14 protein-coding genes are annotated in these 15,250 nt (G+C 34.7%); 2 read left to right on the forward strand and 12 right to left on the reverse strand.

What is annotated here, in order from left to right:
* Positions 1–27: 27 nt before the first annotated feature.
* The 9 genes from QE431_RS06240 to QE431_RS06280 all read right to left on the reverse strand — a co-directional run bounded on the left by QE431_RS06240 (position 28) and on the right by QE431_RS06280 (position 8,596).
* Positions 28–936, reverse strand: coding sequence for a DMT family transporter (locus QE431_RS06240; protein WP_057118903.1), 909 nt, complete (start codon positions 934–936; stop codon positions 28–30).
* A 219-nt stretch (positions 937–1,155) separates the two neighbouring features.
* Positions 1,156–2,304, reverse strand: coding sequence for a peptidylprolyl isomerase (locus tag QE431_RS06245; protein ID WP_307293886.1), 1,149 nt, complete (start codon positions 2,302–2,304; stop codon positions 1,156–1,158).
* Positions 2,305–2,337: 33 nt separating this feature from the next.
* Positions 2,338–3,414 (reverse strand): peptidylprolyl isomerase, encoded by a 1,077-nt coding sequence (locus QE431_RS06250; protein ID WP_307293890.1) that lies wholly within the window; start codon positions 3,412–3,414, stop codon positions 2,338–2,340.
* A 16-nt stretch (positions 3,415–3,430) separates the two neighbouring features.
* Complete coding sequence (gldI, locus tag QE431_RS06255; RefSeq protein ID WP_057118895.1) at positions 3,431–4,108, reverse strand: gliding motility-associated peptidyl-prolyl isomerase GldI; 678 nt, start codon at positions 4,106–4,108, stop codon at positions 3,431–3,433.
* 5 nt (positions 4,109–4,113) lie between these two features.
* Positions 4,114–5,118 (reverse strand): bifunctional oligoribonuclease/PAP phosphatase NrnA, encoded by a 1,005-nt coding sequence (locus QE431_RS06260; RefSeq protein WP_307293895.1) that lies wholly within the window; start codon positions 5,116–5,118, stop codon positions 4,114–4,116.
* Positions 5,119–5,444: 326 nt separating this feature from the next.
* Positions 5,445–6,686 carry a voltage-gated chloride channel family protein gene (locus QE431_RS06265; protein ID WP_307293898.1) on the reverse strand — a complete coding sequence of 414 codons (1,242 nt, stop codon included), beginning with the start codon at positions 6,684–6,686 and terminating at the stop codon, positions 5,445–5,447.
* A gap of 154 nt (positions 6,687–6,840) precedes the next feature.
* Positions 6,841–7,224, reverse strand: coding sequence for a RidA family protein (locus QE431_RS06270; protein WP_134140808.1), 384 nt, complete (start codon positions 7,222–7,224; stop codon positions 6,841–6,843).
* 150 nt (positions 7,225–7,374) lie between these two features.
* Positions 7,375–7,680: a chaperone modulator CbpM gene (locus tag QE431_RS06275; RefSeq protein WP_057118887.1), complete on the reverse strand. Its 306-nt coding sequence runs from the start codon at positions 7,678–7,680 to the stop codon at positions 7,375–7,377.
* Entirely contained in the window at positions 7,670–8,596 is a 927-nt protein-coding gene (locus tag QE431_RS06280; protein ID WP_307293901.1) for a J domain-containing protein, read from the reverse strand. The genes QE431_RS06275 and QE431_RS06280 overlap by 11 nt, the downstream gene beginning before the upstream one ends.
* A gap of 306 nt (positions 8,597–8,902) precedes the next feature.
* Between QE431_RS06280 and QE431_RS06285 the strand changes: the two genes are divergently transcribed.
* Positions 8,903–9,616 (forward strand): hypothetical protein, encoded by a 714-nt coding sequence (locus tag QE431_RS06285; protein ID WP_307293904.1) that lies wholly within the window; start codon positions 8,903–8,905, stop codon positions 9,614–9,616.
* A 53-nt stretch (positions 9,617–9,669) separates the two neighbouring features.
* Here the strand turns inward: QE431_RS06285 and QE431_RS06290 are convergent, their stop codons facing one another.
* The 3 genes from QE431_RS06290 to QE431_RS06300 form a co-directional block, all read right to left on the reverse strand.
* Positions 9,670–10,932: an MFS transporter gene (locus QE431_RS06290; protein ID WP_307293906.1), complete on the reverse strand. Its 1,263-nt coding sequence runs from the start codon at positions 10,930–10,932 to the stop codon at positions 9,670–9,672.
* A 16-nt stretch (positions 10,933–10,948) separates the two neighbouring features.
* Positions 10,949–12,685 (reverse strand): thiamine pyrophosphate-dependent enzyme, encoded by a 1,737-nt coding sequence (locus QE431_RS06295; RefSeq protein WP_307293908.1) that lies wholly within the window; start codon positions 12,683–12,685, stop codon positions 10,949–10,951.
* A 287-nt stretch (positions 12,686–12,972) separates the two neighbouring features.
* Positions 12,973–13,500 (reverse strand): hypothetical protein, encoded by a 528-nt coding sequence (locus QE431_RS06300; RefSeq protein WP_134140814.1) that lies wholly within the window; start codon positions 13,498–13,500, stop codon positions 12,973–12,975.
* A gap of 219 nt (positions 13,501–13,719) precedes the next feature.
* Here QE431_RS06300 and guaA point away from each other — a divergent pair, with 219 nt between their 5' ends.
* Positions 13,720–15,249: a glutamine-hydrolyzing GMP synthase gene (gene guaA / locus QE431_RS06305; protein WP_057118875.1), complete on the forward strand. Its 1,530-nt coding sequence runs from the start codon at positions 13,720–13,722 to the stop codon at positions 15,247–15,249.
* Position 15,250 lies beyond the last annotated feature (1 nt).

Raw genomic sequence — 15,250 nt, forward strand, 5'->3', positions numbered from 1 at the left:
TTACAGAAGATCTTTTTTTAATAATGCTCAAATTCGGCTATTTTTTGACTTGAAATTTACGTTCATAATAATTATGGCCAGTATAATTAAAACAATTCCAACCCATTGAGAGAAGATAACTTTTTCATTCAATAAAACGTACGCCATCATCACAGAAACGGGTAATTCTAAGGCAGAAACAATACTTCCAAGTCCTATACCAGTAAGAGGAAAACCAATATTCATTAACATAGGCGGAATTATGGTGCCAAATAAAGCCAGCACAATTCCCCATTTTAAGAAAATTTCGAAATTAAATGCGGTAACCTGAGTTGCAAAGGCAAATGAAAAAACAATAATAGAACCGCCCAAAAGCATATAAAGACTTCTTTGAGCCGATGAAATTTCTGTAGCAACACGATTTGCAGTAAACATAGTTGTGGTAAAAGACGCAGCGGCCAAGATTCCCCAAACCAAACCTCTCCAGTCTAGTTGTATGTCATTGTTAATGATATTTGTCGCTAAAACAGTTCCAAAAAGCACAATTAAAACTGCAATGACTTTTTGTTTAGAAGGCAGTTTTTTTTCTAAAATCATTTCTAATAAAACGCCCATCCACACAGTCTGCATTAATAAAACGATCCCGATAGAAACTGGAATAAATTTTACAGCCAAATAGTAAAATAAACTTGTCATTCCTAATGAAGTTCCAGCAAGCATTAAACTGAAAATATTTTTTGGAGTCGCTTTTACAGCTTGATTTTTATTTTTTATCCTTTGAAAAAGATTGATTAGTAGAATTCCTGTAATTCCATAAATAAATTGTGATGTCGTAACTTCTGCGGTTGTATATCCTTCAGAATAAGCCATTTTTACAAATGTTGCCAGCATTCCGTATGTAGTAGCACCTAGAGCAACCAGAAAAACACCTTTTAATACATTATTTTGCGACTTCATAATTTACTTGTTTTAAAAAATTAAAGCCGGCAAAGGTAAGCTATTTTGTTTAGGATTTAATAGAAATGGACGTGAAATAGTAGACTTAATAACGGAAATAGCTGAATTTCAACGTTCAAAATAATAATTCTTTAAATTTTTGAATAGTCTTAAAACAAAAAAAACATCAAAAGTATCTTTTGATGTTTTTTGTATTTATGGAAATTGAATTCCAGTTTGTTATTTAGTTGGCTGATTTTGATAAGTTTCAATTTCAAAAACTAAAGTTGCATTTGGAGGAATTACGCCGCCAGCTCCTTTTTCGCCATAGGCTAAGTTAGAAGGAAGGAAGAAAATAGCTTTTTCTCCGTCTGTCATCATATCAAGAGCTTCAATAAAACCAGGAATCATTCCGTCTTTTTTACCAACTGTAAAAGGAAAAGCTTTGTATCCGCCTTGTGCATCTCTGTTTGCATCATACTTACCGTAAGCTTTTGCAACTTCAGCGATACTGCTGTCGAATAAAGTACCATCTTCAAAGTATCCAGCATAATGAAAATAGATATTTGAACCCTCAGCACCTTTTACGCCAGTTCCCTGCTTCGTAATAAGATATTTTAAGCCAGAAGCGGTTGTAGTAGCTTTTGCTTTTGTTGTTGCAAAATAAGCAGCTTTTGCTGCAACTACTTTTTTAGCCTCTTCTTTTTTAGCTTCTCCTTTTTTCATTTCATCACTAAAAACTTTTACAGCATCAAACTTTTTTGCAGCAGCGCCTTTACGTGTAATGGTAATCTTGTTCATAATATCATCTTGAACAATTTTATTGACATTGTCCATTCCAGAAACTACATGTCCAAAAATAGTATGTTTACCGTTTAGCCAAGGTGTGTCCTTATGTGTAATGAAAAATTGGCTCCCGTTTGTAGCAGGTCCAGAATTTGCCATTGCCAAAACACCGCCTTTTTCAAATTTCAATTCTGCAACAAATTCATCTTTAAATGAATATCCTGGATCTCCAGCACCAGTTCCCTGCGGATCACCACCTTGAATCATAAAATCGTTAATTACTCTATGGAATTTTAAACCATCATAAAATGGCTTCCCTTTTAATTTTTCCACTTTTGCATAAGGATTTGTTCCTTCTGCCAAAGTGATAAAGTTGGCAACAGTTACGGGTGCTTTTGTGTATTCTAAAGAAACAACAATATCTCCTTTTGAAGTTGAAATTGTAGCAAAAATCCCTTCGTTAGGATTTGTATTTGGCTTAGCAGCAGGTTTTGCTGCAGTTGTTGTTTTTGCTTTTGCAGCAGGTTTTGCTGCGGGTTTTTTAGTTTGAGCTTGAATATTAACTATTGCTAAGCAAAATAAAAATAAAAATTTAAACTTCATTACTTTTCAGATTTAAGTCTATGATGAATTGTTTTATTGTTTCTCTAATAATTGAACTTCGAAAATAATATTTGCATTTGGCGGAATTACACCTCCTGCACCAGTTTCTCCGTATGCCAAGTGAGATGGAATAAAAAGAATTGCTTTATCGCCAAAAGAAAGCTGCTCAAGTCCTTCAATAAAACCAGGTATTAAACCATTCTTACTTCCGGCTTTAAATTGAATTGGCTGATATGCTTTTGCTTCAGCTCTTGCAGGATCAAATTTTCCAAATTGTTTTGCAACATCTTCTATGCTTGTGTCAAATAAAGTTCCGTCTTCAAGAAAACCAGCGTAAGCAATAAATACTTGAGTTCCTGCTGCAGGTTTTTTACCAGTTCCTTTTTCAGTAATAAAATATTCTAAACCGCTTGTTGTTTTAGTAACTTTTGGTTTAATAGAAGCATAGTAAGCTACTTTTTCTTTCTGAACTCCTGCATATTTGCTTTGTTCTTTTGCGATTTCTGCAAAATAGTCGTGAAATACTTTTACACTATCGAACTTTTTAGCCGCTTCACCATTTCTAATAATAGTTACCGAAACGATATTATCACCTTGAACTACTTTGTTTACAACTTCTTGATCTTTTGCACCAACAACATGACCAAAAATAGTGTGTTTGTTATCTAACCAAGGAGTTTCTACGTGTGTGATGAAAAACTGGCTGCTGTTTGTTCCAGGTCCGTTATTGGCCATTGCCAATACACCAGCTTTGTCAAATTTTAAATCTGAGAATTCGTCTTTGAACTTATATCCAGTATCTCCAGAACCAGTTCCTAAAGGATCTCCGGTTTGAATCATGAAGCTTTCTATAACTCTATGGAATTTTAAACCATCAAAAAAAGGTTTCTTTTTTAAATTTTCATGCGTTACAAATTCGTTTTTACCTTCAGCCAAAGTCACAAAGTTAGCAACAGTAATTGGAGCTTTTTTGTAATCAAGTTCAACAATAATATGACCTTTGTTTGTTTCGATATCGGCATACAAACCATCTGGCAGATTACTGTGATCGTCTTTACAAGAATAAAATGAGCTAACGGCTATTAGTAATAATAAAATAATCTTTTTCATTTTAAGAGATTGTTTTTTATGGAGTTAATGTATCTTTTTTTATTGGAGCTGCAGGTTTTGGAGCTACAGGTTTCGGTGTTGTTGTTTTAGGAGCTTGTCCTGCTGGAGCTACAGCAGTAGTTTGAGCAGGAGCATTAGTCTGAGCTGGATCTGGAACAAAATTTCTCAATGTAACTGTAACCATCAAAGATTCATTTGTACCAATTTTTTTGTTGTCTCCATGATAACCATAAGCCATATGCGATGGAAATAAAAATGTCACAGTTTCATTTTTATGCATTCTTTTAATTCCGTCGCGAAGTCCCATCATAATGTCTTGTTTGTCTACATAATAAGTCTGCGGACCAAGGTCAGAATCAGAATAAATTATATTGCCTTTTATATCTTTAACTTCTAAATTATAATAAGCAATATCGCCTTTTCTTGGTGATGCAGTTTCTGTAGCATTTTTTTCATCATAATAAAACCAATACCCTTTTGGAGTGGCATAGTATTTTACTTTCGGATTGCTTTTTATTATTTTCTTAATGACATCTTCTTCATTAGCCACTAATTTCTTATTTCGATCTGCAGATTTTTTCATGAATGTTCCTGAAGCGCTGGAAATAGGTCTTCTGGCTTCTTCATGATGCTTACAGCTGATTAACAAAACAGCAAAAAGCAAACTATAAATGCTAAGTTTTAGGTAATTCATGTGGGCTATAGTGTTAGTTTTTTTACTAAATCTTCAAATTTCTTTACAGTTTCTTCCATCGAAACTTCAGATCTTCCGCCGGCTGCATTGCTGTGTCCGCCGCCGTTAAAATGATCTCTTGCAAATTGGTTTACATCAAAACCTCCCTGCGAACGGAATGAAATTTTAATTATTCCTTCGTCTTTATTTTCGATAAAAATAGCAGTAAAAACAATATCTTTTATACTCAAGCCATAATTAACAATTCCTTCTGTATCACCTTTAACATAATTAAAAGAATCTAGTTCTTCTTGTGTTAACGTCATATAAGAAGTTTTATGCTCTTCGAATATTTTCATATTCTGTAAAGCTCGGCCTAACAGTTGTAATCTGCTGAAGGAACTATTGTCAAATAATAAAACTGGAATCTGTGTGTTTTCTACACCCAGATCAATTAATTCAGCGATAATTCTATGAGTGTTTCCTGTTGTTCCAGGGAAACGGAATGAGCCTGAATCGGTTAAAATTCCTGTGTAAATACAAGTCGCGATGGTTTTGTCAATATCTTCTTTTTTGTTTAAGAAAGTGATAAAGTTGTAAACCATTTCGCAGGTAGATCCGTATGAAGGGTCAGAGTAGGTATAGGTAGCATAATCATCAGGTTTTTGATGATGATCGATCATTATGAAAATAGCATTTAGCTTTGCTAAAGTGTGCTCCATTTCACCTGTACGATGAAAAGCATTAAAATCAAGCGTAAAAACGATTTCTGCTTCTTCTAAAATCTTGGTGCAGTTTTCGGTATCTTTTTCGAATATTTTTACAGTTTCTGATCCTGGAAGCCAAGCTAGAAAATTAGGAAAATCATTTGGAGCAATTACTGTTGCTTGATGATTATTTTTAATTAAAAAATGGTATAAAGCTAATGTTGAGCCCATTGCATCACCATCTGGTCCTCTGTGCGGAATGATGACGATTTTTTTTGGAGCGGCGAGTAATAACTGAATCGCTTGAATGTCTTGTATTTTCATAGTGTGCGAATTTACATTTTTTTAATGTAATGCTGAAAATATTTTTAGTCACAGTTTCTTTAGTATTCAGTCTATTTCAATAGATATTGGGTTTTTATTTTGGAATTTAAATTTTGCGTATGAATTTTGAACGCGGATGAAACAGATTCGCTATCGCGAAAACGCAGATTTCAACGGATTTTTATTTTTTTTATTTTTTTCAGAAACTTTTTAAGTTTCGTAGGTACATTACATTTGTAGCAGCGGATTTTGATCCGTAGGAGAGATTTAAGGTTTTATCTTTATGTTCCGTAGGAACTATAACTAGGAGATTGGAATTTGGAATTTTAAAAATTGGAATTTAACCTTTCATACAACCTATATTTTGCTCCTCTAACAATCTGCGATTTATAAATTCCGATAGAACCCGAAGAAAAATAGGCAATTGTGCAGGCTATTGCAATGAATATTCCAGGAGCAATTCCGAATAGTTCCATTCCCATGATAGTGCAGGCGATAGGAGTGTGGGTTGCTCCAGAGAAAACAGCAACAAATCCGATTCCGGCTAAAAGTGCAATTGGCATTGGAATTACTATTGATAATGCGCTTCCTAAAGTTGCACCAACAAAGAATAGAGGAGTTACTTCTCCGCCTTTAAATCCGGCTCCTAAAGTAAATCCTGTGAAAAGAATTTTAAGCAGAAAATCATACCATTCGCTTGTATTCGAAAACGAATCTACAATTACAGGAACTCCCAATCCTGAAAATTTGGTAAGTCCAAAACCTGCAAAAGCTATCGCTAAAATTACGCCGCCAATAACGGGACGTAGTGGAGGATATTTAATGTTTTTGGAAAATACCGAACTCCAAAAATGAGTACTTCTTGCGAATAATAGTGCAGCAAAGCCCGAAAGAATTCCGACAATTATGGTAAAAATAATGTTGTTGAAACTAAGTTCTGGAATAATAGGAATGCTGTAGTGAGTATGTTTTATTTCCCAAAATTCAACTGTAAAATAAGCTGCAAAAGCGACTAAAAAAGAAAGTACAGCACTTTTAAGATTAATTTTGCTAAAATATAAGACTTCTAAAGCAAAAATAGCACCTGCCAAAGGCGTTCCGAAAACAGAAGCAAAACCAGCACTGATTCCCAGAATAATGAGAATTTTGCGTTCGGAATTATCTAATTTAAAAATTTTGGTGAATTGATCGGCAATTGCGCCTCCCATTTGTACTGCCGTTCCTTCTCGGCCAGCAGAACCTCCAAATAAATGGGTAATTAATGTTCCTAAAAGAACCAAAGGCGCCATTCTAAACGGAATGACTTTTTTAGGATTTTCGTACTCTTCCAGTAGTAAATTATTTCCTTTAACTACAGATTCTCCCCAATAATAGTAACTCAATCCAACTAGAAATCCGCCGAAAGGCAAAAGCCAGATAATCCAATCATGCTGCATTCTAAATTGCGTTACCCATTCTAAAGAAACCAAAAATAAGGCCGATGCAGATCCTGAAAATAGACCTATTAAAGCACAAATTATAATCCATTTTGGAATAGATAATAGTGTTTCTTTTAGGTTTAAAGTCATGGATGTTTTTTATGAAAAGTTTTTTCAGCCACGAATTTCACGAATTTTCACGAATTAATATATTTTTAATTGAAAGAATTATAAATGAATTTTTAAAATCCTTTAATCTGTGGCAATATATTAGCTTAAATTAGTGGAATTCGCGGCAAAAAAATTACTGCACAACAGCAGTGAATTCTATTTCTACCAAATATTCTGGTGCAACTAATTGATTGATTCCGTAAAATCCGGTTGTTGGTTTTACATCTCTAAAGAAAGCAGAATGGGCTCTGGCTACTTCTTCAAAAGTTGAAACATCGGTTGTAAATATTCTTGTTCTAATGACATCTTTCATGCTGACATTTAGATCTTCTAAAACTTTTTCAACTCGCTCTAATATATTATAAGTTTGAGCATAAGCATCATCTGCTTTTACTTTATCACCATCAACAATTGCTACAGTTCCAGAAACTTCAATAATATTACCAATTCTTACTGCGCGGCAATATCCCATTTTGTCTTCCCACGGAGATCCAGTTAAGATGTTTTCTCTTTTCATTTTTTATATTTTGCGAATTTGTCTGTATGGTTTTAAAAGAGCAAATTCAGGTTAATTAAGATGTCGCAATTTAAGAATTCTGCTTTTGGCATCCATAAAAAAAAGCTTGAAATCAAATCGGAAATCAAGCTTTTTTGTGATATTAAATTGTTAGTCTATATGTCTTTCTTCGTAAAGACGAAGTTTGTTGTGTGCCGTATTTAGACTCTGCTGTAAGTTTTCTATCTTGTTTAATAAGTGGGCTATGGCATCGATTCCTTCCAGATTAATTTTGAGGTCGTAATGCATGCGAATCATTTTTTCGACCGTTGGCAGCTGCTCAGGCTCCAAATATTCATCGTCTTCTTCGCTAATAATTTGGATTAAACCATAGTTGTTAAGTTCAGTTATAAAAGTATTTTCAATTTCGTGATACAAACAAAACTGCTTTATTTGGATTAAATTTTTATTTTTCATGACTTCTTAGTTTTGCTAATTCTTCAAATAATTCTTTCTCTTTATTCGACAATTTTGTTGGAACTTTTATCGTATAAGTAATATACAAATCACCAAATTGATTTTCTTTTTTGTAAACAGGAAAACCTTTTCCTTTCAGTTTTACTTTCGTTCCCGGCTGTGTTTCTGCAGGAACTTTGATTTTTACTTTTCCGTCAAAAGTGTTGATGTACGTTTCGCCTCCTAAAACCGCAGTATACAAATCAAGCGGTGCATCGGCGTATAAATTATTGCCTTCTCGTTTAAATTCTGAATTGTTGGCAATAGAAAAAGTGATAAATAAATCACCATTTGGACCGCCGTTTACACCAGGTCCACCATGATTTGGAATTTTTATAATCTGTCCATTTTCAACTCCGGCTGGAATAGTAATTCTGATATTTTTTCCGTTTACCGTTAAGCTCTGTTTATGTGTGGTGTAAGCCGATTTGAGGTCTAACTCTAGTTCGGCATTAAAATCCTGTCCTCTATATTTAGACTGCGATCTGCTTCTGCCTCCGCCATACATCGAATTGAAAAAATCTGAAAAATCACTTCCAGAGAAATCGCCGCCTCCAAAACCTGAGAAATCACTATCAGAATATTGAGAACTGGTTTGTCGTCTGCTTTGCTGCTGATTAGGATCGTAACCCGCTTTTTCAAATTCATCAGCATGTTTCCAGTCTTTACCGTATTTGTCGTATTTTTTTCGGTTTTCAGGATTACTTAAAACTTCATTAGCTTCATTAATTTCTTTGAACTTTTTTTCGGCTTCTTTATCATTCGGATTTAAATCGGGATGGTATTTTCTGGCCAGTTTTCTATATGCTTTTTTGATCTCTGCTTCGGTCGCAGATTTTGTAACATCTAATACTTTGTAATAATCGATATAATCCATTTTATTGAGTTTTTGTAAATGGTAAAATAAAGTCTTGAAGTTAAGAATAAGTTGTTAATTATCAAAATGGTAAATTTAAAGAAACCGTATGCTAAACACAGAGATATTGGAATTTGAATTTTTAGAATCAGAAATTTATTTTAATCAAAGAGAAAAATTTTGGCAGGTTTTTTGATTCCAAAAATTAGCTTAATTTATTGTTATAAAAGTCCTAAAGTTGCAATGCCTAATTAAATTATGCTATTTTTGTGATGCTGGACTATTTTTAAGACTAATTATAAAAGCCGATTCGATAATACTTTTTCAATGAAGCACATTTTATTTTTCATATTGTTTTTTACTGCGTTGTCAGTATCAGCCCAAGCCGAATTTAATTCTAAATTCAAAGCTATTCCCGCACCAAAGTTTAGTGCAAAACCAAAAAAAAATCCAGCTCCTGAGACAAAAGATCCACAGGCAGAATTAAATGATATTCCAAGTATTAAAACCCCAAACGTTTTTGAAAATACAACGATAACTCAAAAATCTAAATTTCAGATTGGAGAAGAAAAAAGCAAATTTACCATGTCTACAGAAACCGATTTTGCCAATCCAGGCGATCGCTATGTGGCAAAAATGGAAAAGGATCTTGATAAAGCTTTAAAAGATGCCGGTTTAAGAGAAGGAAGAGGTGTTTTGGTGAAGAAAAATATTTCGCTGGGAGATTTTAAAACCAAATCAGAATATTTTATTGTGAAGTTCCGTGATTTTGGAGCTATTGATGGGGATTTAGTGAAAGTTTCTTCAAATGAACTTGTAGTGCGAGATCGACTTTTATTAGATTCTAATTTTCAACAAGTAAAAATTAATCTTAATCCAGGTTTTAATAAATTAGATTTCGAAGCTTTAAATATTGGAACTCTAGGAGGAAATACTGCCGAGATTCAAGTATATGACGATAAAGGCACAATGGTTACCAGTGATTACTGGGATAATCTAGCTGCCGGCTTTAAAGCTTCAATTGTAGTTACAAAAGAATAAGATAAGATCATTTTCTTGATCCTATCTTTATCTTATTGATGTTTGTTGTCTTCTTATATAATAACTTTTTCAGCATCTGGTTTTTTTCCGCTGCCAGTTTCTTTCAATAGAAAACTCACTAAAATGGCTATTGCAATGCCGATAATCCAAAATAGTCCTGCCTGCTGAAAGTGATTTGTTTTATCCAAAGTTCCGTCAAGAGTTCTGCCGAATAAGCGACTGAATAAAGGACTTAAGAGCGTTGTTACACCAAAAGTTATAAAATTGATGGCTCCTGTAGCACTTCCTTTTACATTATCTGGATTGGCTTCTTTAATTATAGAATATGGAATCATAGCAGCCCCAGAAGCAACGCCTAATGAAAACATACTGTATTTTGCTGGAAGTAGATTTGGAAAATACAGCAATTGAATTAAAGCTACAATCATAAAGACAGCGCCAAATACCAAAACTGGTTTTCGTTTATTTATTTTGTCTGTAATATATCCTAATAGCGGACATCCGAAAACCCAGCCAAAAGCTACCATGGCGCTCGATATTGTTGCCGTATGAAAGTCGAAAGCACGGTCTTTTTGAAAGAAATCTACTGCCCAAGTCATCGCAAATATAGTTGTCGGCGCAAATAGCAATCCCGAAATTATACCGCAAAACCAAGACTGCGGATTGCTAAAAACGATTTTATAAGGATTTAGCAGACTTTGTTTCTTTTCTATACTTTCTATATTTTTATCTGTGATGTTGGAAGGAGTTATAAACCAAAGTCCGAAAGCCACAATGATTGTGAAAATTCCAATCGAGAGCCAAAACGTATTGATATTCATTCCTTCTTCAATCAACGGCCCAACAACAAATTGTCCTGCAGAACCACCAAGCATTCCGAGGCATTGTGTAAATCCAATGGCTGTTGCGAGTGATTTTGCAGAAAATCCTTTACTGGCCAAATATACACAGCCTGGAAAAGCAAAAGCGCATCCCGCACCTTGAAATAATCGGCCGACAACACCGCTAAACTGACTCGAAATCATAAATAATAAACAGCCGATTCCTAAAATAAGTGCTCCTGCAAAAAGTGAATATTTAGCTCCAAAGCGGTCCAGAGCAATTCCAGCAATTAAACTACAGGTGGAATAGGTGTAATAATAAGTGCCGACAATTTCTACTAGTCTAATTTCATTCACAGAAAAACTCTGCGAAAGTTCTGGAAACATTACTGCTGGAGCAGAACGTATTACATAATCTAAAAAATAGAAAATCAAACCAAATACCCATGCAATAACATAGTATTTGGTGTATGATTTATTAGTATTTATATCCATAATTCTTTAATTGCGCTTAAATGCCTTCTTTTAAATGTTTATAGTTGGATTTAATAGTGTCCAAAACTTCTTCCATTTTACCGCCCAGCATTAATCTTGTCATCGATTTTGCCATTCCAATTACTTGTTCCCATTCTACTTTTGGAGGCATTGCCAGCGCATTTGGATTGGTGAAAATATTTAATAAAACAGGACCATTATGGCGGAAAGCATTTTCAATTGCTCCCTGAACTTCTTCAGGTTTATGAACATTTACGCCCTGAAATCCCATTGCTTGAGCAATTAGACCAAAATCAGGATTTACCATATCTGTTTCGTTGTCGGGTAAACCGCTAACTTCCATTTCAAGTTTTACCATTCCCAAAGCACGGTTGTTAAAAACAATAATTTTGATCGGAATATTATATTGGTGAATGGTTGCCAAGTCCCCTAAAAGCATGGAAAGACCGCCGTCGCCGCACATCGCAATAACTTGTCTTTCCGGATGTGCCAAAGCGGCTCCAATTGCCATCGGCATCGCGTTTGCCATAGAACCGTGGTTAAAAGAACCCAGCATTTTTCGCTGCCCCGTTCCTTTAATAAAACGAGCTCCCCAAACACAGCTCATACCAGTATCTACGGTAAAAACTGCATCTTGATCTGCCAGTTTATCAATAATGTGCGCCACATATTCGGGCTGAATGGTGTCTTCTCCGCCATTATCATTAATATAAGTATTCATGCTTTTTTTTACGCTGCTGTATAGTTTTAGCTGCGCTTGTAAAAAACTATCATCTGTTTTTGCTTCCAAAAGCGGCAGTAAAGCTTCTATCGTATCGGCAACATCACCGCATAGACCCATATAGAGATTGGCTCTTCTTCCTAAACGTTCCGTACTTGTGTCAATTTGAATGATTTTATTGTCTGAAGGCATGAATTTATCATAAGGAAAATCAGTTCCTAATAATAAAACCAAATGTGATTCGTGCATACTGTGATATGCAGAAGGCTGACCGAGTAAACCTGTCATTCCTATTTCGTTAGGATTATTCGGCTGAATGCTCATTTTCCCCCTAAATGAATATCCAACAGGAGCTTTAATATGCTGAGACAACTGCACCACCTGATCATGCGCTTTTTCAGCTCCGATACCACAGAACAAAGTTATTTTAGAACTTTCATTGATAGCTTTTGCTAAATGCTGTAATTCAGTATCAGAAGGTCGGATAACAGGATTACAATGAAAATATTGAGTAGAAATATTACTTTCAACTGCTTCTAATTGAGAAACGTCGCCCGGTAAACCAATAACAGCAACGCCTTTTTTGCCTAAAGCATGTTGTATGGCCGTTTGGATAATTCTAGGTGCTTGCTCCGCCGTCATAATCATTTGATTATAGTGGCTGCAATCGTCAAAAAGTTTAATGGTATTGGTTTCTTGAAAATAATCCATTCCCATTTCGTTAGTATTAATCGTAGAAGCAATTGCTAAAAGAGGAACATGCGAACGATGTGCATCATACAATCCATTAATTAAATGAACGTGACCGGGACCACAGCTTCCAGCGCAAACAGCAAAACCGTCTAATTCTGCTTCGGCCGCTGCAGCATACGCGCCGACTTCTTCATGGCGTACATGAATCCATTTTATTTTTCCGCTTCTGCGAATTGCATCATTAAAATGATTTAAACTATCGCCAGTAACCGCATAAACGCGTTTCACTCCAGCTTCTACCAACATATCTACTAATTGTTCGGCAACTATTTTACTCATGAGTTATATTTTAAAATTAATATTTCGAAAGTGCACATTGGTTATGGTTTACTTCTTAATAATTATATTTTAAAGTATTTGGCAGTGATCTGAAGGGGTTCTATAAAATTAAGGAAAAGATTTGGTTTTTCTAGTAGAGGTTCTAAGATACTTAGATGCTAAGATTCTAAGATTTTATTTTTCAAGTATAAAAAAAGGTTCAAAGAAAAAAGTTTAAACCTTTTTTCTTTGAACCTTTCAGCTAAGAAACTTAGCATCTCAGCATCTCAGAACCTTAGCCTCTAAGATTAGAACGGATCCGCAGTCACTCTAAACTTCATATCTGCTTTTACGGTCACATCTTTTGTAAGGGTTTCTTTTAAGGTTACCTGAGTTCTAATTTTGTAGCTGTCTGCTTTTATGTACTGATCTAATTTTTTATCGGTGCAAATCAAATCGATTGTATTTGCACTTGTATTAATGTTTTCTTGGTAAGCTAATTCAACTTCATCAGAATTGGTTGTCGAAATATATAGATGAACCGACTTTAAAAACGTAAAAGTTTTATCGGAAGGTTCGGAAATGGATAATTTAAGTGATCTGATTTTTACATCTTTGACCAAACTAGCCTTCGTTTTATTGTTTTCAAATTCAGCTGAAGAATTGGTTGTAACATCGGGAGTGATTATTTCCGAAGGTAAATTGATAGGAGATGTGCTCTTAATTTTAATAGAAGTCTCATTCGAAATATTGAAACTTAATAGATCATCAACAGCATCACAAGAAGTTAAAACTAACGATAATAATAGGGTAACGGCAACAAATTTTGATTTCATAGTTAAATTGTAATTGGGTTCTTCGTTATATACGAAATATTTTCTTTTTTAGATTTTTTTTACAGAAACTAAGTTGCTAAGGTTCTAAGGCGCTAAGTTTTTTCTTTTTTAGGTTATAAATAAAACTAAGAACCTTAGTATCTCAGAACCTTAGAACCTTTCTAAAAAAAAAATCAAAATTCCATTTTTCAATTTCGAATATAAAAAGTATTTTTGCGCATGCAACACAACGTACTTATTTTAGATTTCGGATCGCAATATACTCAACTTATTGCGCGTAGAGTTCGCGAATTAAATATATTCTGCGAAATTTTTCCTTACAATCACATTCCAAGTGATTTATCAAGTTATAAAGCCGTAATTTTAGGAGGAAGCCCTTTCTCTGTTAGAGGAGAAGACGCACCACATCCTGACTTATCGCAAATTAGAGGCAAACTTCCAATGCTTGCCGTTTGTTATGGAGCGCAGTATTTAGCGCACTTCAGCGGTGGAGAAGTAGCAGCATCAAATACCAGAGAATATGGTAGAGCAAACTTGTCTTATATTAAAGAGAATGAAACTTTTTTTGAAGGAGTTTCAGAAAACAGTCAAGTTTGGATGAGCCACAGTGATAGTATCAAAGCGCTTCCAACAAATGCTGTAAAATTAGCAAGCACGCATGATGTAGAATTTGCAGCTTACAAAATTGAAGGCGAAACTACTTATGCCATTCAATACCATCCAGAGGTTTACCATTCAACAGATGGATCAAAAATGCTGGAAAACTTTTTAGTTAAAATTGCCGAAGTTCCTCAAAACTTTACACCAAATGCTTTCGTAGAAGAAATGGTGGGAGAATTAAAAGAGAAATTAGGAAATGATAAAGTTGTTTTAGGATTATCAGGCGGTGTAGATTCTACTGTTGCTGCGGTTTTATTGCATCAGGCAATTGGTAAAAATCTTTACTGTATTTTCGTAAACAACGGTCTTTTACGTAAAAACGAATTCCAAAATGTATTGAACCAATATAAGGGAATGGGATTAAACGTAAAAGGTGTAGATGCAGGAGATCGTTTTCTTTCTGAATTAGCAGGAATTAGTGATCCTGAAACTAAACGTAAAACTATTGGACGTGTTTTCATCGAAGTTTTTGATGACGAATCGCATTTAATTGAAGACGTAAAATGGTTAGCACAAGGAACAATTTACCCAGACGTTATCGAGTCTGTTTCTGTAAAAGGACCATCTGCAACTATTAAATCGCACCATAATGTTGGTGGATTGCCAGATTATATGAAATTAAAAATTGTAGAGCCGCTTAGAATGTTGTTTAAAGACGAAGTTCGTAGAGTTGGAGCTACTTTAGGAATAGATCCTGAATTATTAGGAAGACACCCTTTCCCAGGACCAGGATTATCAATTAGAATTTTAGGAGATATTACTCCAGAGAAAGTACAAATTTTACAAGATGTTGATTCTGTTTTTATCGAAGGATTAAAATCTTGGGGATTGTACGACAAAGTTTGGCAGGCTGGAGCGATTTTGCTTCCGGTAAACAGTGTTGGAGTTATGGGCGATGAGCGTACTTACGAAAAAGTAGTAGCGCTTAGAGCAGTAGAATCAACAGATGGTATGACTGCTGACTGGGTTCACTTACCGTATGATTTCTTGATGAAAGTATCGAACGATATTATCAACAAGGTAAAAGGTGTGAATCGTGTAGTTTACGATATTAGTTCAAAACCACCTGCAACAATTGAGTGGGAATAGC

The sequence above is a fragment of the Flavobacterium sp. SORGH_AS_0622 genome (genome assembly GCF_030818825.1).
Taxonomy (GTDB): domain Bacteria; phylum Bacteroidota; class Bacteroidia; order Flavobacteriales; family Flavobacteriaceae; genus Flavobacterium.

What these genes read in the sequence shown, in the direction of transcription:
- QE431_RS06290 (WP_307293906.1), bottom strand. Translation starts at nt 10,932, where the DNA reads ATGGATATAAATACTAATAAATCATACACCAAATACTATGTTATTGCA.
- QE431_RS06245 (WP_307293886.1), bottom strand. Translation starts at nt 2,304, where the DNA reads ATGAAGTTTAAATTTTTATTTTTATTTTGCTTAGCAATAGTTAATATT.
- QE431_RS06265 (WP_307293898.1), bottom strand. Translation starts at nt 6,686, where the DNA reads ATGACTTTAAACCTAAAAGAAACACTATTATCTATTCCAAAATGGATT.
- QE431_RS06250 (WP_307293890.1), bottom strand. Translation starts at nt 3,414, where the DNA reads ATGAAAAAGATTATTTTATTATTACTAATAGCCGTTAGCTCATTTTAT.
- QE431_RS06270 (WP_134140808.1), bottom strand. Translation starts at nt 7,224, where the DNA reads ATGAAAAGAGAAAACATCTTAACTGGATCTCCGTGGGAAGACAAAATG.
- QE431_RS06285 (WP_307293904.1), top strand. Translation starts at nt 8,903, where the DNA reads ATGAAGCACATTTTATTTTTCATATTGTTTTTTACTGCGTTGTCAGTA.
- gldI (WP_057118895.1), bottom strand. Translation starts at nt 4,108, where the DNA reads ATGAATTACCTAAAACTTAGCATTTATAGTTTGCTTTTTGCTGTTTTG.
- guaA (WP_057118875.1), top strand. Translation starts at nt 13,720, where the DNA reads ATGCAACACAACGTACTTATTTTAGATTTCGGATCGCAATATACTCAA.
- QE431_RS06275 (WP_057118887.1), bottom strand. Translation starts at nt 7,680, where the DNA reads ATGAAAAATAAAAATTTAATCCAAATAAAGCAGTTTTGTTTGTATCAC.
- QE431_RS06240 (WP_057118903.1), bottom strand. Translation starts at nt 936, where the DNA reads ATGAAGTCGCAAAATAATGTATTAAAAGGTGTTTTTCTGGTTGCTCTA.
- QE431_RS06300 (WP_134140814.1), bottom strand. Translation starts at nt 13,500, where the DNA reads ATGAAATCAAAATTTGTTGCCGTTACCCTATTATTATCGTTAGTTTTA.
- QE431_RS06260 (WP_307293895.1), bottom strand. Translation starts at nt 5,118, where the DNA reads ATGAAAATACAAGACATTCAAGCGATTCAGTTATTACTCGCCGCTCCA.
- QE431_RS06280 (WP_307293901.1), bottom strand. Translation starts at nt 8,596, where the DNA reads ATGGATTATATCGATTATTACAAAGTATTAGATGTTACAAAATCTGCG.
- QE431_RS06295 (WP_307293908.1), bottom strand. Translation starts at nt 12,685, where the DNA reads ATGAGTAAAATAGTTGCCGAACAATTAGTAGATATGTTGGTAGAAGCT.